The 16,810-nt window shown below is 67.2% G+C and carries 19 protein-coding genes; 15 read left to right on the top strand and 4 right to left on the bottom strand.

Going from position 1 to position 16,810, the window contains the following annotated elements; translation table 11 throughout:
- Positions 1-73: 73 nt before the first annotated feature.
- Both AC2EBU_RS13950 and AC2EBU_RS13945 read right to left on the bottom strand, forming a co-directional pair.
- Positions 74-1,219: a Fic family protein gene (locus tag AC2EBU_RS13950; protein ID WP_484611044.1), complete on the bottom strand. Its 1,146-nt coding sequence runs from the start codon at positions 1,217-1,219 to the stop codon at positions 74-76.
- 153 nt (positions 1,220-1,372) lie between these two features.
- Complete coding sequence (locus AC2EBU_RS13945; protein WP_484611043.1) at positions 1,373-1,810, bottom strand: PACE efflux transporter; 438 nt, start codon at positions 1,808-1,810, stop codon at positions 1,373-1,375.
- A 127-nt stretch (positions 1,811-1,937) separates the two neighbouring features.
- Between AC2EBU_RS13945 and AC2EBU_RS13940 the strand changes: the two genes are divergently transcribed.
- From AC2EBU_RS13940 to AC2EBU_RS13920, 5 genes are all read left to right on the top strand, one after another.
- Positions 1,938-2,342, top strand: a complete 405-nt coding sequence (locus AC2EBU_RS13940; RefSeq protein WP_484611042.1) for a YkgJ family cysteine cluster protein — start codon at positions 1,938-1,940, stop codon at positions 2,340-2,342.
- Positions 2,343-2,465: 123 nt separating this feature from the next.
- A complete protein-coding gene (locus tag AC2EBU_RS13935) occupies positions 2,466-3,344 on the top strand; it encodes a hypothetical protein (protein ID WP_484611041.1) in 879 nt (292 codons plus the stop codon).
- A gap of 149 nt (positions 3,345-3,493) precedes the next feature.
- Positions 3,494-4,771: a M14 family metallopeptidase gene (locus AC2EBU_RS13930; RefSeq protein WP_484611040.1), complete on the top strand. Its 1,278-nt coding sequence runs from the start codon at positions 3,494-3,496 to the stop codon at positions 4,769-4,771.
- Positions 4,772-4,782: 11 nt separating this feature from the next.
- Positions 4,783-5,427: a Crp/Fnr family transcriptional regulator gene (locus AC2EBU_RS13925; RefSeq protein WP_484611039.1), complete on the top strand. Its 645-nt coding sequence runs from the start codon at positions 4,783-4,785 to the stop codon at positions 5,425-5,427.
- 48 nt (positions 5,428-5,475) lie between these two features.
- Entirely contained in the window at positions 5,476-5,694 is a 219-nt protein-coding gene (locus AC2EBU_RS13920) for an ATP-binding protein (protein ID WP_484611038.1), read from the top strand.
- Positions 5,695-5,737: 43 nt separating this feature from the next.
- Here AC2EBU_RS13920 and AC2EBU_RS13915 read toward each other — a convergent pair whose 3' ends face one another.
- On the bottom strand, positions 5,738-6,448 hold the full coding sequence (locus AC2EBU_RS13915) for a Crp/Fnr family transcriptional regulator (RefSeq protein WP_484611037.1): 711 nt from the start codon (positions 6,446-6,448) through the stop codon (positions 5,738-5,740).
- Positions 6,449-6,540: 92 nt separating this feature from the next.
- Here AC2EBU_RS13915 and AC2EBU_RS13910 point away from each other — a divergent pair, with 92 nt between their 5' ends.
- The 10 genes from AC2EBU_RS13910 to AC2EBU_RS13865 all read left to right on the top strand — a co-directional run bounded on the left by AC2EBU_RS13910 (position 6,541) and on the right by AC2EBU_RS13865 (position 14,241).
- The gene (locus AC2EBU_RS13910) at positions 6,541-7,536 is read left to right on the top strand and encodes an ABC transporter substrate-binding protein (RefSeq protein ID WP_484611036.1); all 996 of its coding nucleotides are present in this window, start codon (positions 6,541-6,543) and stop codon (positions 7,534-7,536) included.
- A 36-nt stretch (positions 7,537-7,572) separates the two neighbouring features.
- Positions 7,573-8,337, top strand: coding sequence for an ABC transporter ATP-binding protein (locus AC2EBU_RS13905; RefSeq protein ID WP_484611035.1), 765 nt, complete (start codon positions 7,573-7,575; stop codon positions 8,335-8,337).
- Positions 8,327-9,082: an ABC transporter permease gene (locus AC2EBU_RS13900; protein ID WP_484611034.1), complete on the top strand. Its 756-nt coding sequence runs from the start codon at positions 8,327-8,329 to the stop codon at positions 9,080-9,082. Before AC2EBU_RS13905 ends, AC2EBU_RS13900 begins: the two co-directional genes overlap by 11 nt.
- A 30-nt stretch (positions 9,083-9,112) precedes the next feature.
- Entirely contained in the window at positions 9,113-10,216 is a 1,104-nt protein-coding gene (locus AC2EBU_RS13895; RefSeq protein WP_484611033.1) for a TauD/TfdA dioxygenase family protein, read from the top strand.
- Between the two features lie 19 nt (positions 10,217-10,235).
- Entirely contained in the window at positions 10,236-11,732 is a 1,497-nt protein-coding gene (locus AC2EBU_RS13890) for an aldehyde dehydrogenase family protein (protein WP_484611032.1), read from the top strand.
- Positions 11,733-11,741: 9 nt separating this feature from the next.
- A complete protein-coding gene (locus AC2EBU_RS13885) occupies positions 11,742-12,356 on the top strand; it encodes a BMC domain-containing protein (RefSeq protein WP_484611031.1) in 615 nt (204 codons plus the stop codon).
- Positions 12,353-12,928, top strand: coding sequence for a hypothetical protein (locus AC2EBU_RS13880; protein ID WP_484611030.1), 576 nt, complete (start codon positions 12,353-12,355; stop codon positions 12,926-12,928). Before AC2EBU_RS13885 ends, AC2EBU_RS13880 begins: the two co-directional genes overlap by 4 nt.
- Entirely contained in the window at positions 12,925-13,194 is a 270-nt protein-coding gene (locus tag AC2EBU_RS13875) for a EutN/CcmL family microcompartment protein (RefSeq protein ID WP_484611029.1), read from the top strand. Before AC2EBU_RS13880 ends, AC2EBU_RS13875 begins: the two co-directional genes overlap by 4 nt.
- A gap of 70 nt (positions 13,195-13,264) precedes the next feature.
- Entirely contained in the window at positions 13,265-13,537 is a 273-nt protein-coding gene (locus tag AC2EBU_RS13870; RefSeq protein ID WP_484611028.1) for a BMC domain-containing protein, read from the top strand.
- A gap of 38 nt (positions 13,538-13,575) precedes the next feature.
- Entirely contained in the window at positions 13,576-14,241 is a 666-nt protein-coding gene (locus AC2EBU_RS13865) for a microcompartment protein (protein ID WP_484611027.1), read from the top strand.
- Between the two features lie 186 nt (positions 14,242-14,427).
- Here the strand turns inward: AC2EBU_RS13865 and AC2EBU_RS13860 are convergent, their stop codons facing one another.
- Positions 14,428-16,743, bottom strand: coding sequence for a penicillin-binding protein 1A (locus tag AC2EBU_RS13860; protein ID WP_484611026.1), 2,316 nt, complete (start codon positions 16,741-16,743; stop codon positions 14,428-14,430).
- Positions 16,744-16,810: the final 67 nt, after the last annotated feature.

Raw genomic sequence — 16,810 nt, 5'->3', positions numbered from 1 at the left:
AGCCAGCGCGATGCGACGAAACGGCGCCGAGGCGGGGTGAAGTGCGCGGGGACGGGGGGAATGGGGGGCGGGCTTACCCGCTGAGAAGGTCCACGTAGGCCTGGTAGCTGAATAGCCGGTGCTTTTTCTGGCCCGTTTGTTCGGAGACGATCCCCAGGCTTTGCAGCAAGCTCGCTGCGGCGGTGGCGGTGGGAAACGTGGTGTTGAGGCGCCGACGCGCCTGCTCGATCGAAAACCGCGGCATGGTGGGCAGAAGTTCGAACAGGCGCAAGCTGGCGGGTGTGGCCTTTGGGGTCTGCAGCAGGCGGTGGCGGTCGGCGTTGATGAGGCTGGCCAGCGCGATGATGCTGCGTTCGGCCGCTTCGGCGGATCGGGCCACGCCTTCCAGGAAAAAGCCGACCCAGGCTTCCCAGTCGCCCTCGGTGCGCACGGCCGACAGGCGGCGGTAGTACTCGGCCTGGTGTTGCTTCAGAAAACCGCTCACATACATCAGCGGCTCGGTCAGAACACCCCACTGCTCGAAGAGGGCCGCGATCAGCAGGCGGCCGATCCGGCCATTGCCGTCAAGGAAAGGATGGATGGTTTCGAATTGCACATGGACCAGCGCAATGCGCACCAGGGGCGGCAGATCGGGCGCCGGTTGATGGATGAATTGCTCCAGCGCACTCAGCAGGGCCGGCACCTGCTCGGGTGGCGGGGGCACAAAGATCGCGTTGCCGGGACGTGTGCCACCGATCCAGTTCTGCGACTGACGCAGCTCACCCGGCTGGCGGCCCGCGCCACGCGCGCCGTCCAAGAGCACACGGTGTGCCTCGCGCAGCAGGCGCACGCTCAAGGGAAGGCCGTCGGGCCGGCGCAGGTGGTCTTGCACCAGACGAAAGGCGCGCAGGTAGTTGGTGACCTCTTCGACGTCGTCAGCGTTGCGGATCACCTGCCCGGCCTCGTCGTCGAACAGATCCACCAAGGTGGCTTGCGTACCCTCGATTTGCGAGGTCAGCAGCGCTTCCTTGCGCAGGGCGCTGTACAGCAGCCAATCCTGCGAAGGCACGAGGCCAGCCACCCCAATCAGCCGGGCCAGCGCCAGTTCGGCGGCATGATGAGCCGCCAGATAACAAGCCGGGTCCAAAGGCGGGTCGGCCGGCGGCAAGGGGTGCGGCACAAACGCGCGCACCGCTTCGCCCAAGGTTGTGGATGTGACGAAGCTGCCGGTGATACGCATGGTGAGCGGCCTACATTAAAGATTGCTTGAATATGAGGCTCACATATTAAATCATTCTTTAATATATGGCGGTATTTTCAAAGCTTCTTTCATGGCGCCCCAACAGCATGGGGGTCCAGCGCACCCTGCCAAGGGCGGCAGCCGCGTCGGCGATCAGCCCTGCTCCCCCACCGGCAACGCCGACGCCGGCAGGCCGAAGACGCGGTCGAACACCCAGTTGAAGACGAAGGTATAGACCAGAAAGAACAGCAGCAGCCCCAGATCGAGCACAAAGGCCTGCCACAGGCTGATGTCCAGCCACCAGGCGAAGAAGGGCACCAGCGTGACGACCAGACCGCCCTCGAAACCGATCGCGTGCGCCGCGCGCCGGGCCAGGCCGCGCCCGCGCACGCTCTGGCGGGCCTCCCAGCGCTCGAACAGGGTGTTGAACACCACGTTCCACACCACCGCGATCGCCGACGACACCACCGCCGCCACGCCGGCGCGCTCCACGCTGCTGTCGGAGAAGACGGACAGGCCGATGCTGGTGGCCACGATGGCGATCAGCTCGTAGAGCGTGACATAGACGATTCGGCGGCGGGGGCCTTGCATGGGCGAGGATGGGCGTGTGATGGGGTGATTCGGACCTTCGATTGTGGCCGCGGCGCGGCGCCCTTTTGGTCAAGCTGCGGCGACGCCTGTGAAACAATGACTCGACTCACCGGCCCCGCCCCGCCCCATGCGCTCTTCCATCCGCATCGTCGACTGCGACAACCCCGGCACCTGGACACGGTACCGCGCCGGGCTGTGCGACAGCTGCCAGGCCAACTGCTGCACCATGCCGCTGGAGGTGCGCCTGCCGGATCTGGTGCGGCTGGGCCTGGTGGATGCGTTCGAGGCCGAGCATGAGGAGGCGGGGCGGATTGCCAAACGCTTGATGAAGGCGCGGCTGATCGAGCATTTCAACCACAAGCACGCGATCTTCACCATCGCCCGCCGCGCGGGGGGCGACTGCCACTTTCTGGATGCCGCCACGCGCCGCTGCACGGTGTACGAACAGCGGCCCGACACCTGCCGCCAACACCCGCAGACCAAAAGCCCGCGGCCGGGCTGGTGCGCCTACGGGGCGCGCGGACGGGGATAGCGGGGTGCGGCGCCCGGAGCACTTGCGCGGTCTGCCGCGGTGCCCATAATGGGGCTGGAGCGCGGTGCCGCCGCAGATTCATCCCCGACATGCTGTCGCACAACCAACCGAAAGGAAACCGCCATGAGCCGCCATGTTTTGCTTCCCCTCTTTCTTGCCACCGCTGCGATAGGCCTGACCGCCTGCGGCGGGGGTGACGACGACACCACGGTGGCTGCGACGCCCGCACCGGCGCCCGCACCCGCACCCGCCCCAGCGCCAGCGCCATCGACGTCTCCGGCGCCGGCGCCCGCTCCCGGTTCGGGCACCGGCAGCTCGGCCGAGTGCTTCAATGTGGCCTGGTACCGCCCCGGTACGACCTGGGTGCTGGACTACGTCATTTCCGGCAACGCCACGGGCACCACGCGGTCCAACGGTACCGTCACCGGTGGCAAGACGTTCAACGGTCAGGCGGGCCTGGTCGAGCAGGACAACGATCAGACGACGACCTACACCAGCCCGGGCACCCTGGCCGCCGCTGGGGTGATACCGACCCGCTCGCGCTTCTATTTCACTGAGAACGGTTCGGTGATCAACAGCTTCGGTGGCACGGTGGCGGCCGGCGCCACGGTGTCGGGAATCACCGTCACCACGACCACGACCACCACCTACACCCCGCCGCGGGTAGACCGCCGCTTCACGCTGGCGGCGGCCACCAGCGACAGTTTCTCGTCCACGTCCGCCAGCAGTGTCACAACCAATTTCGGCGGAGCGCCCACCAATACGAGCACGGCCCAGAACATCACCATCAACTTTGCGGGGCAGGAGACGGTGACGGTTCCGGCGGGCACCTTCGTCGCCTGCAAGTTCCTGGAAACGATCAACAGCGACACCAACGAGCAGTGGTACGCCAAGGGCAGCGGCGCGCCCATCAAGTACACCAGCCGCACGTCGGAAGGGCAGGCCATTACGCTGTCGATGACCTCGGCCAGCCGGCTCAACGGTGCGGCCATCGCGCCCTGAGGGCAGGGGCTTGTCCGGTGTTCGTGCAATCGCCCCCTCTTGGGGCGATTTTTCTTCCGGGGATCACGGCGCTGCGATGGGGGCTTGGGGTGATGCGCTACGCTCGCCGGTTTCGTTGAAACGACCGATCGAATAACGGAGGAGTGTCGATGTCCAAACTGATGCGCTGGCTGGCAGGAGGCGTGGTGGCGATTGCAGGCCTGGGGGCGGTCGGGGTGGGGGTGACCACCTGGCAGTTTGCCAACTACGCGCCCAAAGACACGCCCCAGGCGCCGGACCCGGGGGCACTGGCCTATTTTGTGGATGACTACCAGGGCGCCCGCAAGGCGTTTCTGGCTCAGGGAGAGGCACTGGCGACGCAGTATCGCGGCGTCGAGCGGTTCGAGGTGCCCATCGTCAGCAGCAAGGCCGAGCGGGACCAGTTTGTCGATGGCCTGTATATCCCGGCGCAAAGCGCGCCCAAGCGCTTGCTGCTGGTGACCTCGGGCGTGCATGGCGTCGAAGGCCCGACGGGCAGCGCCGTCCAGCGCATGTTCATGAAGGAGTTCCTGAAGCCCGAGGCTCTGGCCGAGACCGGTGTGCTGTTTGTGCACGCCGTCAACCCCTGGGGCTTCAGCAACTACCGCCGGGTGACCGAAAACAATGTGGACCTGAACCGCAACGCGGCGACCACCGGCGCGCTGTACCGCACGGTCAATGCCGGGTATCCCACCGTCAGCCCGGTGATCAACCCGGCGGGGCCGGCCAACACCGGTGCGCTGGGCAATGTGTTGTTTCCGCTGCGGGCGGTCGGTCTGATCGCCCAGCATGGTATGCCCACGCTGCGACAGGCGGTGCTGCAGGGGCAGTATCAGGAGCCGCAGGGCATCTATTTCGGCGGGCAGGCAATGGAGCCGTCACTGCGACGGCTGGCCCCGTACCTGCTGCCGATTCTGGCCAAGTACCCGCTGGCCATGACGGTGGACCTGCACACCGGCTATGGCGAGCGCGGCACCTTGCACCTCTTTTTTGACCCGCCCAAGGACGCGGCGCGCCGCGCGATGCTGGAGCAGGTGTTTGCCGGTCAGCGCATCGACTGGGCCACCGGCAGCGATTTTTATACGGTCACCGGCGACTTTGTCTCGTGGGTGGGCGCACTGAAGGAATCCGCCGGGGGGGTGCATCTGCCGGCCGTGTGGGAGTACGGAACCATGGACAGCCAGACCACCATGGGCTCGATCAAGTCCTTGCATGTGTCGCTGCTGGAGAATCAGGGCTTCCACCACGGCTACTTCACCTCGGCTGACGAAGCCCGCATCAAGCGTGACTACCGCGAGATGTTCTACCCCTCGTCACCCGACTGGCGGCTGAAAGTGATGCGCGACAGCCGCTCCATGTTCACCACCGTGCTGGCGAACTGGCCCAAAATGGGTGCGCCGGGATCCTGAAAGGAGTCACCATGCCTGAGAATGCACTGCCCCGAAACCAGTTCTCGCAGGCGGATGCGGCCCGGTTGCTGGTGACGGAGTCGGCGCTGGGCGAGCTGTCCCTGAAGGATGCGATGCGCATCGTGGCCTACATGCGGCCCAAACGCCTTCGCGCCGGCCAGGCGCTGGTGCAAGAGGGCGAAAAAGTCCACACCAATTACATGATGCTCATCCTCTCGGGGGATGTGCAGGTGGAAAGTGAAACGCCCGGTACCGGTGAGTCGCTGGTCGTCTCGGTGGTCGGGGCCGGCAGCCTGATCGGCGAAATGGGCTTGCTCAATGGCTCGGCGCGGACGGCAACCTGCGTCGCTGGCACCGATCTGGTGGTGGCGGTGCTGACCCGGGAGGGCTTGCGGCGCATGCTTTCGGCAGAGCCGGACCTGGCCGCGCGCTTTCTGCTGGCGATGTCGAGCCGGCTGGCCGAACGATTGCGTGAGACCACCGACAAGCTCAAGCGCTTTGTGCAGCTCACCGGCATGTTGCAGCGCGAGGTGTTCATGCTGATGGATGCCCGACCCGCGACCACCCAACCACCCCCGGACGCGGCGCTGCTACCCACCCGGCCCGCGCCCCTGGACGAGCCCGGGCGGCGCGGCGGGGGACGCCCGGGCCGCTGAATTCGACCCGGTCCGGTTTTCGCAGATCCGCCTTGCTGCCACCGCGCCATGCCGTCGCCACCCGCTGCGCTACCGGTGATCAACCCGGCGCGCTGCACCGGCTGCGGTTGGTGTGTGGCCGCTTGCCCGCCCCATGTGCTGTCGCTGCAGGTGCAGCAGTGGCGCAAGACCTCGGTCCTGGACGACCCCGCCGGCTGCACCGGTTGTGCCCGCTGCGCAGTGCGCTGCCCGTTCGGCGCCATCCGCATGCGCCGCGAGGCCCTCTGAGGCGGCTTTCAGGCCAAATCGACCGATACCCAGCGTAAAAAGGTCATTTTGCGCTATGGTTTTCTATAGCTGGCCGCAGCAGGGTGACGCGGCGGTAGCCGAGACGCAGGATGCCTTCCCGTTCCATGCGCTTGAGTTCCTGCTGGACCTTGGGGCGGGACGCGTTGACGGACTGGGCGATCTCCTGTTGGGTCAGGTTCAGGGCGATATGCCCGAGGCGGTCGGGCTGCCCGTTGAACTGCGCCAGCCGCTGCAAGCGCTGGTAGACCCGGGCTCGCAGTGAGGGCAGCAGGTCGGCTTCCATCAGGTCGAACATTTCGGCCACCCGGGTGGCCAGGCTGCGGATGATGCCCAGGGCAAGGTCAGGCTCGGTGCGCAGCGTCTGAATCAGGGCCTGGCGGGAAACTTCGAGGGTGTGGCCCGCTTCTTCGCAGACCATGTCGGTGGGGAAGGGCGCTCCAGCCAAGGCCGAGGGCACGCCATAGAGTTCGCCGGCGGTGATGCGTCGAAGAAAGAGCGAATGCCCATCGACGTTATTGAGCAACACCTTGTACTGTCCGCTCAGGCACACGCTGACGCTCTCCATGCGCTGGCCGCTTCGCGTCAGCGTATCGCCCGCTTTCCAGGACCGTCGCAGGCCCACCGCTTCCAGCCTGTGAACCATGGCCTGGTCGAGCATGAAGCGATCCAGCGCAGGCTTGAGCAACCCATGGCGGGACGGCACGTCTTCGGGTAAACCATAGATTGGTGTCATCCCTTAAATTGTTACTTACGGAACATTTTTATTCAAGACTTACACCGAACATGCGCCCACGGGCTTGAGCTCGATCAAAAGGAGACACGGACGTGATCAAGAAATTTCTGATTCGGTGGATGTCGGTGGCCGCTGTGGCCAGTGCGGCCGTGGGCGCTGTTCAGGCCCAGCCCGTGGTGCGCTTTCAAGACTACCCTGGCACCGGCAACTTGCTGGTCCGGGTGGCGCAGGCGAATGGCTATTGCGAGCAGGCGGGCATTCGCTGCGAGCTGCGCACCATTCCGGCGGCACCGCTGGGCATGCAGACCATGCTGTCGGGCGACATCGAGGTCGCGTTTGGTCCCACTGAGGTGGTAGCCGCCGCCCTGGCGCGCAAGTCACCCGTCAAGATCATCGCGGCGGGTTATGCGGACCCGGTCTTCTTTGTCGCGGCGGGCGCGAAGACCGAGTTGCCGACCGAGGCCGAAGGCTACCCCGGCGTGGTGAAGTCGTTCAAAGGCAAGAAGATCGGCGTCACCCAGCGCGGCTCGGGTGCGGAGTTTCAGCTGATCGACATGCTCGCCGACGCCGGGCTGACCGCCAACGACGTGACCATCGTGGCCGTGGGCGCACCCAACACCGCCTTCCCCGCCCTGACCCAGGGACAGGTGGACCTGATCATGACCTTCCCGCCCGCCGACGGTATGTGCGAGGTACTGAAGGCCTGCCGCGTGGTGATCGACCCGCGCAAGGGGCAGGGACCGAAGAGCATTCTCGACACGAGGGGTGGTGCCGGCTACATGGCGGTCAAGGCCGACTGGGCGGCGGCCAACCCGGCGGTGGTGGCGAGCATTCGCAAGATGCTGGACATGTCCGACGCCTTTGTGTCCAACCCGGCCAATTTCGGCAAGACGCTGGAGGTGCTGCGCAAGACCTTCGGCCTGCAACTGCCCAACGCCGACCAGATCGCCGAGGTGTCGCTGCGCCTCTCGATCAGCAACTTCAAGGCCCGCGGAGCAGTGCCCGCCATGCAGGCAGTGGCCGACTCGATGCTGCAGAACAAGCTGTTGCCCGCCCGCGTGGACATGGCCCCCGCGGTGTTGCCCTGAGAGACCAACCGACGCAGCACGACGCCGGTACTCGCCATGATTGACGCCCAGCGCATTGACCTGAGTTTTGACGGCACCCACCTGGTGCTGCAGGCGGTGGACCTGCACGTCAGGACCGGCGAGTTCGTGGCGCTGGCGGGCCCCAGTGGCTGTGGCAAGACGACCTTGCTGAACCTGTGTGCCGGGTTGGTGCCGTTGCCGCCCAGCCAGCACCTGCGGGTGGCAGGCAACGCACCGGCGTTGGGCAGTCAGCGTGTGGCCTACATGCTGGCCCGGGACAGCCTGTTTCCCTGGCTCACCGCGCTGGACAATGCTGCGTTCGGGCTGAAAGTGCGGGGAACGCCAGTGGCCGAGGCGCGCGAGCGCGCGGCGGTGATGCTCAAGCGCGTGGGGCTGGGCGGGTCGGAAAGCAAGCTCCCCAAGGAACTCTCCCACGGCATGCGCCAGCGCGTGGCGCTGGCGCGCACCTTCGCCATGCCGTCGCCGCTGCTGCTGATGGACGAACCCTTCGGCGCGCTGGACGCGCAGACCAAACTGCAGTTGCAGGACCTGTTGCTGCAGCTGTGCCAGGAAAGCGAGCGCTCGGTGCTGTTCGTGACCCACGACCTGTCGGAGGCGGTGGCGCTGGCCGATCGGGTGGTGGTGATGTCCTCTCGCCCTGGCCGCATCGTGGCCGACGTGCCGGTGCCGTTGCCGCGCCCGCGGTCCATCCGCGCCCTGCAGACCAGCGACGACTTCCACCACACCTATGCGCGGGTGTGGAAACACCTCGAAGAAGGCTGGGTGCACCATGAAGGCTGAAACGCTTCGCACCGTGGCGCAGCACGCGGTGTTTGTGGCCGTGGCGCTGGGGGCCTGGGAATGGGCCGCCCGCAGCGGCGTGGTCGATGCCAGCTTTGTGGGCAGCCCGCTGGGCATCGCCAGTTTCACGCTGGAGAATTTCACCAACGCGCGCCTGTGGGTCGATCTGGTCTGGACGCTGACGGCGGTGTTCGTGTCGTTCACCATCGGTTCGCTGGCCGCGATGGCCACCGGCCTGGCCTTTGTGACCTGGCCGCGCCTGGAAGCCTTCTGCGAGCCCTATATCGCGGCCATGAACGTGTTGCCGCGCATCGCGCTGGTGCCGCTGTTCATCCTCTGGTTCGGCCTGGGCCTGGGCTCCAAGATCGCGATGGGCGTGTCGCTGACGTTTTTCATCGTGCTGTCCACCACGGTGGCGGGCATCCGCGGTGTCAGTCAGGACCACGTCACGCTGACCCGCACGCTGGGCGCGAGCAGCCGGCAGATGTTTTTCTGGGTCACCCTGCCGGGCGCCGTGCCGGTGCTGTTTTCCGGTCTGCGCCTGGGTCTGATCTACGCCTTCCTGGGTGTGGTGGGCGCCGAAGTGATCGCGTCCGAGCGCGGGCTGGGGCAGCAACTCGCCTACCTGGGCTCCACCTTCAACGTCAACGGTGTGTGGTCGCTGCTGTTCGACCTGGCCTTCATCGGCGTGCTGATCATGAAGCTCATGAACTGGCTTGAGCGCCGCCTGCTGCACTGGCAATAGTTTTTACCCATTCTCATCAGGAGATCCGACATGACTTTCCGTCACATCAAGGTGGAGCCTCTGACGCCCACCATCGGCGCCATGATCAGTGGCGTGGATCTGAACCACGTGCGCAGCGAAGACGTGTACGAGGAGATCCAGGCCGCACTGTGGAAACACGGGGTCGTTTTCTTTCGCAAGCAGCCGCTGACACCCCAGGCCCACATCCGCCTGGCAAGCCAGTTCGGCGACGTCGAGCGACACGAGTTCTTTCCGCACATCGAGGGGCACCCCGAGGTGCAGCTGATCGCCAACGAAGGCCACGAATCGCCGGAGACCGACCGCTGGCACACCGATGTGACCTTCCGAAAGAAGCCGTCGCTCATCTGCGTGCTGCGCCTGACCGACCTGCCCCCGTCGGGCGGCGACACCATGTGGGCCAGCACCGGCGCAGCCTTCGATGCCTTGGGCGCGCCCTTGCAGAACCTGTTGCTGGGTCTGCAGGCCGAGCACGACATGCCGTTCCACTTCCGGCGCATCAACGCCTACGAGAAGCTGATCAAGCGCCAGACCGCAGCGGCGAAAAAGCAGGGCGGGGCCGGGCCGATGATGAACTCGATGATGTCGGCGCAGGAGATGAACGACGCGCTCGCCGACCGCGAGTGCAAGATGATCAAGGACAACCCCTCGGCCATCCACCCGGCGGTCATCGCGCACCCGGTCACCGGCCGGCGTTGCCTGTTCGTCAATTCCATCTGGACCAAGCGGCTGCTGGGCGTCCACATGGACCTGAGCGAAGCGCTGCTCAACATGCTCTACGAGTGGGTCAAGAAGCCCGAGTTCATGGTGCGTTTCCGCTGGGAGAAGGACTCGGTGGTGCTGTGGGACAACAGCCAGACCCAGCACTACGCGGTGTTCGACTACGCGCCGCACTACCGCGCCGGCAACCGCGTCACGGCCGGCAGCTTCATGCCGACCCTGGCCCCGGCTGCGGCCGCCGCCACGTCCGGGCAGTCTTCAATGATGCGTCAGCTGCTGGATGCCACCCGCTTGCAGGCGGCCAGCCCGCGCGAGCAGCAGGCGGTCGACGCCATCTTCAGCGCCCTCGAAGGGGTCGATCTCAATGCGGTGGCCAGCTCCGCGCAGGGCCGTTGAAGCCGGAACCGACACTGTCATGACCGAGCTCAATCCGATCACCCTGGCCGACACCGACCTGGCCGCCGTGCAGGAGGCTCGGCAATTGCTGGCTCAGGCCCGACCGGCGGCCGATGCGCTGGCCGGGTGGACGCCCGAGCACGCCAAAGCGGTGGCCAAGCGGGTGGGGGCGGCCTTGCTGCCGCGCGCCGACTTTTATGCCGAATGGGCGGTCCGCGAAACCCGCATCGGCAAGGTGGCCGACAAGGTGGCGAAGAACCGCATGGCCTGCACCCTCACCGCCAGTGCCTGGGACGCGGTGGCACTGGGGGGCGTGCGCCGCAACGACGCGCTGCGCATCATCGAGATCGGCCGTCCGGCCGGTGTGGTGGTGGGGCTGTCCAACTCCACCTCGCCGGTAGCCACCATTCTGTTCAAGACCCTGATGTGCCTGATGACGCGCAACGCCCTGGTGGTGTCGCCGCACCCGGTGGCACTGGGGTGTTGCACGGCGGTGGTGCGCGAGCTGCAGGCCGCCATCGGGGCCGAAGGTGGCCCGGCGCACGCGGTGCAGATCCTGACCCGGCCGACCGTGGAAGCCACCGGCGCGCTGATGCGCGACACCCGCACCGACGTGATCCTGGCCACAGGCGGCACGCCCATGGTGCGCGCCGCCTACGGCTCGGGCAACCCGGCCATCGGGGTGGGTTCGGGCAACGTGCCAATCTACGTGGACGCCAGCGCCGACCTGAACGACGCGGTACAGAAAGTGGTGCTGGCCAAGAACTTCGACCACGGCAGCCCGTGCTCGGCACCCTCGGTGCTGGCACTGCATGCCGGTATCGCGCCCGCCATGCTGCAGGCGCTCGCCGCCGCCGGTGCGCATGTGTGCAGCGAGCGCGAGGCGCGGCAGATCCAGGACTACGCTTTTCCGGGTGGTCGGTTCAACCCCAAGGTGGTGGGACGACCGGCACACGAGATTGCCAGCGCCGCCGGGGTGGCGGTAAGCGCGGGTTGCGAGGCGCTGGTGTGCCCCGTGGCCTCGCCTCAGGCAGGCCACCCCTTGCTGCGCGAGAAGCTCTCGCCCATTCTGGGCTGTGTGGTGGTGCCGGACATGGCGCAGGCCGTGGATGTGGCCCGCCTGATGCTGCAACACAGCGGCGGGGGTCACACCTCGGGCATTTACACCGCCGACGCCACCCAGGCGGTGGCCTGGGGTGCGGCGCTGGATTACTACCGCGTGGTCGTCAACGGCAACACGGTGCTCGACAGCACCGGCGCCAACACCGGACTGCCCTACACCTTCACCATCGGCACGGGCTACGCCGGCAAGAGCTCGGTGGACTGCAATGTCGGCCCGGAGTTGCTGGTGAACTGGAAGCGTGTGGCTTTTCCCCTGCCGGACGGCTGGGCCGGGGCCATGGCGTCAGGCGCGGCATCCGCTGCTTCGGCCACCGTGGAACCGGCCGCCCTCCCGCCCGAGATCTCCGCCATGGTGCTGCGCATCGTGCAGGAAGAACTCGAACTCCTTCGCTGAAAGCCTGTCATGTCCACTTTGCGCAGCTACATCTTTCTGGACCGCTTGCAGCCACAGCTGATGTGTTTGCTGGGGTCGACCGCGCGCGGCTTCCTGCCGCGCCACAACGACTCGGCCATGGTCATTGAAGTGGCACCCGGCATGGACATCGAGTGGTTGACCGACGTTGCCTTGAAGCACGACAACGTCAAGCCGGGCAACCTGGTGGTGGAGCGGCAGTTTGGCTACCTGGAATTTCACGGTCAGTCCTCGTCATCGGTGAAGTCGGCCGGCGCGGCCGTGCTGGACGCCATGGGTGTGCGCGAAGACCACGCGCTCAAGCCCGAGATCCTGGCGTCCAAGGTGATCGACCGGGTGGACGGCTACCACGCCTTCCTGATCAACCGCAGCAAATCCGGCAGCATGCTCCTGCCCGGCGAATCGCTCTACATCATGGAGATGACCACGTCTTCCTATGCGCTGCTGGTGGCCAACGAAGCCGAAAAGGCTGCCAACGTGAAGCTGGTGGATTGCCGCTTCATGGGCCCGGCCGGTCGGCTGTACCTGTCGGGCAATGCCTCCGACGTGCGGGCGGCTGCCGCAGCGGCCGAAGCGGTGATTCGCGATGCGAGAGGTGGCGCATGAACCACGAAACACTGCGCGAGCAGATTCGCGCCCAGGTGCGCCAGGCGCTGCAACGCCGGGCCGCGCCGGCCCCCGCCGCCCCCCTGGGCACCGCGCCGCGGAGCCCGGTGCGGGTGCCGCTGCACCTGCGTAGCGCGCAGCACACCGCAGCCCTGACCGAGCTGTTCCGGCGGCTGGCAGCCAACCCGGCCCTGTTGGAGCTGGTGCAGACCGGATGGCTGCGGTTCGACCTGCGGGTCGAACCGACCGCCTTGCCAGGAACGGCGGGCGCGCCAGCGGCCGGTGCCGCGCCCGCCTTGACCACCCCCCGCGCCCCCGAGACCCCGACCTGCTGTGCGTCATGCCGGGCCGGCAAAGCCTGCGAATGCCAGGGCGACCGCTGCGAAGCGCATGGCCACCCAGCCGTTGAAGAGGTGCCCGAACTGCAGGGTGTGATCGGCGAGCGGGCGCTCAAGACGCTGGCGCCGACGGTGAAAACGGTGCGCCTGCACCCCAGGGCGGTCCTGACCCCCCTGGCCAAGGATGCGCTGCGCAAGCGCGGTATTGCCATTGACCGAGGAGCCACCCCATGAAAACCGGAACCGTGATCGGTCGCATCGTCGCCAGCAAGCGCCTGCCTGAATTGCCCGCTGGTGCCCTGCTGGAGGTGCAGCTCGACTACCCCAAGGACGTGGTGGTGTGCTTCGACCCGCTGGGCTGCGGCGTCGGTGAGCGCGTGATGATCACCATCGGTGCGCCGGCCGCCTGGTGGTTCGCACCGGCGCAGCAGCGCGTGGTGGCCGACGCGCTGATCATTGCCTCGCTCGACAACTACGACACCCCGACGCCCATGCGTTGACACCGCGCTGCGACCACGCCGCCTCTTTCCTTTTTTCAAACCGTTTTCCCAACCCCCAAAGGAGACTTTCATGTCACAAGCCATCGGAATGATCGAGACCAAAGGTTATGTCAGCGCTTTCGCTGCCGCCGACGCCATGGTCAAGGCCGCCAACGTCAACATCGTGGGCAAAAAAGAGGTGGGCGGCGGTCTGGTCGCCATCATCGTTTCGGGCGACGTGGGCGCCGTCAAGGCCGCCACCGAAGCTGGTGCCGAAGCGGCGGGCGCCATCGGTGAGGTGGTGTCCTGCCACGTCATTCCCCGCCCGCACGCCGACGTTCAGAAAGCGTTTGACGGCCAGTAAGCGGTCAATCGCTGTTGGAACGACCACAAGGAGGCCGCATGGCCACAAGCAAAAAAACGGCGGCACCCGCCCGGCCGGCAGCCGAGCTGCGGGTGTACCTGACGCTGACCGACCTGCAGCCCCAGTTTTCGTCGTGGATGAGTTCGCCCCTGGGCGCGCGCGGCTATGTCGCCATGCAGGGCACCCATGCGCTGCTGGTGGAGATCGCCCCCGGGCTGTCCATTCAGCGGGTGATTGATCTGGCCCTGAAGGCCGAGCCGAGCCTGGAGCCGGGCATCCTGGCGGTGGAGCGGCAGTTTGGAGTGCTGGAGCTTCACGGCAACGACCGCGCCGCGCTGCAGCGCGGCGGCCAGGCCATCCTGGACTGGATGCAGGCCCGGGCCGAGGACCAGTTGCGGCCACAGCTGCTGTACAGCGACATCCTCGAAAACGTGACCGATCAGCACGCGGTGCTGATGAACCGCACGCGCCAGGCCAGCATGGTGCTGCCGGGCCAGAACCTGCTCCTGATGGAAGTGGCTCCGGCCCTGTTTGGTGCCCACATGGCCAACGAAGCCGAGAAAGTGGCTCCCGGTGTGACGCTGGTGGAGTGCAGCATGATCGGCGCCAGCGGGCGCATGTATCTGAGCGGCAGCCTCGCGGACCTGGCCAAGGCCAAGGCCCATGTCGAGCGATTGCTGGCGGAGATCCCCGGACGAGGGTGACTGGCTGCGCCGGCGCGCGTCCCGCGTGTTCGTTTGGCCGACGAGCCGGTGAGTCAAGGCACCCGAAGGCCGACGATGTGTTTGGCGCCATCCGCATGCGCCGCGAGGCCCTCTGAGGCCGTTTTCAGGCCAAATCGACCGGTACCCATCGTAAAAAGGTCATCTTGCGCTACTATTTTTATATCTTCAGCCGCCGCCGGCAGCCGGTGATACCGGCGCAGGCGGAGCCGGTGGTGGCGCCGCCCGTGGCGCGGACAGGCTGCCGCCCGGGGTGAACTCGGGCACCGCCGACATTTCACCGGCCGCGGGCATGGGGGGTGGACCGGCCGGGGCGGCGGGCTCCGCAGGGGCTTCGACACCGGACGCCGACCCCTCCGGCGCCGAGGCAGCCGGTGCGGCGGCCGCCGGAGGCGGCAAGCCGGCAAAACGGGCGCTGGCGTCAATGGCCCGCACGCGCAGCGCCTGCTGGAAAAACGCGCCCACGATGGGCAGCGCCGCGCGCGCGCCCTGGCCCCAGCCGTCCTGCATGGTGATGCGGTTGTCGTTGAAGCCCACACGCGCGCCGGCCACCAGCTGCGGGTGCATCAGGATGAACCAGGCGTCGGTGTTGTCCTGCGTGGTGCCGGTCTTGCCGGCCACGTCGGCGCTGATGCCCCAGCGCCCGCGGATCGCGGCGCCGGTGCCGCGGTCGATGGCGCCGCGCAGCACGTCCACCAGGGTTTGCGCGGCGGCTTCGCGCATGACGGGTTCGGGCTCCGGGTCGGCAAAGGCTTCCAGCACCTTGCCGTGGCGGTCTTCGATGCGCGTGACGATCAGCGGCTCCCGCCGGCGCCCGCCGTCGGCGATGGACGCGTAGGCACTGACCATTTCACGCAGCGTCACCGGGCTGGTGCCCAGCGCCAGCGAGGGCACCAGATCCATCCGGCTCTGGCGCACGCCCAGGTCCCGCGCGAGTTTGCCCACGGCCGCGGGGCCCACTTTCTGCATCAGCTGCGCGGTGATGGTGTTTTTGGAGAACGCCAGCCCGTCGCGCAGCGTCATGGGGCCCAGCGTGGGCTCGCCGCTGTCCGAGGGGCGCCACACCGCGCCGCCACCCAGGGCAATTTCCACCGGGCCGTCGAAGAAGGTCTCGAACGGGCTGATGCCCTGCTCGAACGCGGCGCCGTACACAAACGGTTTGAAGGTGGAGCCCGGCTGGCGCCGCGCCTGGCTGACGTGGTCGAACTGGTCGTCGCGAAAGCCGCGGCTGCCCACCCAGGCGCGCACCTGGCCGCTGCGCGGGTCGATGGCCACAAAACCCGCCTGCAGCCGCGTCTTGTCGCGGCGCAGGGCTTCGACCAGCGCGGTGTCGGCCATCAGGCGGGCCAGCGCCTGGCGCTCGTCCAGCCCGGCTTCGCGGGCGGCGGCGTATTGCGGTGTCTCGCGCAGCAGCGCCTGCACCAGCGCGGGGTTGCCGCGCCACTGCGCGCGCGGGCCCCAGGCGGCATCGGCCAGGGTCTGCAGATAGTTCATGTGCTGCGCCACGGCCTGGTTGGCGGCCGCCTGCAGGCGCGAATCGATGCCGGTGCGCACCACCAGGCCGTCGGCGTGGATGCTGTAGTTGTTGCGGTCGGCCCAGTCGATCAGCCAGCGGCGCAGCTGCTGCGTCAGGTGGGGCGCCGGGCCCGGCGGCTCGGTCTGGCGCTCGAAATCCAGCTTCAGCGGGCGCTTTTGCAGTGCGGCCAGCCGGCCTTTGGGCAGCTTGCCGGCCTTGTCCATCTGCGCCAGCACCAGGTTGCGCCGCTGCAGGGCGCGCTCGGGGTTGAGCACGGGGTTGTAGTAGCTGGTGCCCTTGAGCATGCCCACCAGCGTGGCGGCCTCCAGCACGTCCAGCTGGTCGGCGGTTTTGTCGAAATAGGTGCGCGCCGCCATCTCGATGCCGTAGGCGTTGTAGAGAAACGGCACGGTGTTCAGGTAGGTCTCCAGGATTTCATCCTTGGTGTAGACCCATTCGATCTTCAGCGCGGTGATGGCTTCCTTGATCTTGCGCGTGAGGGTGGGCGCGCGGCCGATGTCGTCCGGGTAGAGGTTGCGCGCCAGCTGCTGTGTCAGCGTGCTGCCGCCCTGGCGGTCGCCCCCGAGCGTGGCCAGCACCGCGCCGCCGGTGCGCCGCCAGTCCAGCCCGCCGTGTTCGTAGAAGCGGCGGTCTTCGGTGGCGATCAGCGCGTCCACCACCGCGGGCGCCACCTCGGGCAGCTTCACCCAGCTGCGGTTGGCGCGGCGAAACACCGCCAGCTCCTTGCCGTCGACCGACAGCACCACGGCGGGCGCTTCCTGCTTGGCCTTGCGCAGGTCGCTGATGCCGGGGGTGAACGGAATCAGCACCAGCACATACAGCACCAGCAGCGAGGGCAGCACCGCCAGCGCCCGCAGGATGTCCCGGCGCGAGGGGTGGCGAAGGCGCTGCAGCACCCGCGTCAGCCGTTCACGCAAGGGCGGGGGAATTCGGTCGATCAGGGCCATGAAAAAACAGGATAAGCAGGCTTGGGATTGTCGGGCAGGCGGCGTCGGGCCGTTGCAAAGTCTCACG

The organism is Curvibacter sp. T50 (genome assembly GCF_057219955.1).
The sequence above is the reverse complement of the archived record's forward strand: the minus strand, read 5'-3'. Positions and strand labels throughout refer to the sequence as shown.

Coding starts and splice junctions, on each gene's coding strand:
- AC2EBU_RS13920 (WP_484611038.1), top strand. CDS start 5,476: ATGCCGTCGCCACCCGCTGCGCTACCGGTGATCAACCCGGCGCGCTGC.
- AC2EBU_RS13895 (WP_484611033.1), top strand. CDS start 9,113: ATGACTTTCCGTCACATCAAGGTGGAGCCTCTGACGCCCACCATCGGC.
- AC2EBU_RS13930 (WP_484611040.1), top strand. CDS start 3,494: ATGTCCAAACTGATGCGCTGGCTGGCAGGAGGCGTGGTGGCGATTGCA.
- AC2EBU_RS13875 (WP_484611029.1), top strand. CDS start 12,925: ATGAAAACCGGAACCGTGATCGGTCGCATCGTCGCCAGCAAGCGCCTG.
- AC2EBU_RS13925 (WP_484611039.1), top strand. CDS start 4,783: ATGCCTGAGAATGCACTGCCCCGAAACCAGTTCTCGCAGGCGGATGCG.
- AC2EBU_RS13880 (WP_484611030.1), top strand. CDS start 12,353: ATGAACCACGAAACACTGCGCGAGCAGATTCGCGCCCAGGTGCGCCAG.
- AC2EBU_RS13890 (WP_484611032.1), top strand. CDS start 10,236: ATGACCGAGCTCAATCCGATCACCCTGGCCGACACCGACCTGGCCGCC.
- AC2EBU_RS13870 (WP_484611028.1), top strand. CDS start 13,265: ATGTCACAAGCCATCGGAATGATCGAGACCAAAGGTTATGTCAGCGCT.
- AC2EBU_RS13860 (WP_484611026.1), bottom strand. CDS start 16,743: ATGGCCCTGATCGACCGAATTCCCCCGCCCTTGCGTGAACGGCTGACG.
- AC2EBU_RS13945 (WP_484611043.1), bottom strand. CDS start 1,810: ATGCAAGGCCCCCGCCGCCGAATCGTCTATGTCACGCTCTACGAGCTG.
- AC2EBU_RS13885 (WP_484611031.1), top strand. CDS start 11,742: ATGTCCACTTTGCGCAGCTACATCTTTCTGGACCGCTTGCAGCCACAG.
- AC2EBU_RS13905 (WP_484611035.1), top strand. CDS start 7,573: ATGATTGACGCCCAGCGCATTGACCTGAGTTTTGACGGCACCCACCTG.
- AC2EBU_RS13865 (WP_484611027.1), top strand. CDS start 13,576: ATGGCCACAAGCAAAAAAACGGCGGCACCCGCCCGGCCGGCAGCCGAG.
- AC2EBU_RS13935 (WP_484611041.1), top strand. CDS start 2,466: ATGAGCCGCCATGTTTTGCTTCCCCTCTTTCTTGCCACCGCTGCGATA.
- AC2EBU_RS13915 (WP_484611037.1), bottom strand. CDS start 6,448: ATGACACCAATCTATGGTTTACCCGAAGACGTGCCGTCCCGCCATGGG.
- AC2EBU_RS13950 (WP_484611044.1), bottom strand. CDS start 1,219: ATGCGTATCACCGGCAGCTTCGTCACATCCACAACCTTGGGCGAAGCG.
- AC2EBU_RS13900 (WP_484611034.1), top strand. CDS start 8,327: ATGAAGGCTGAAACGCTTCGCACCGTGGCGCAGCACGCGGTGTTTGTG.
- AC2EBU_RS13940 (WP_484611042.1), top strand. CDS start 1,938: ATGCGCTCTTCCATCCGCATCGTCGACTGCGACAACCCCGGCACCTGG.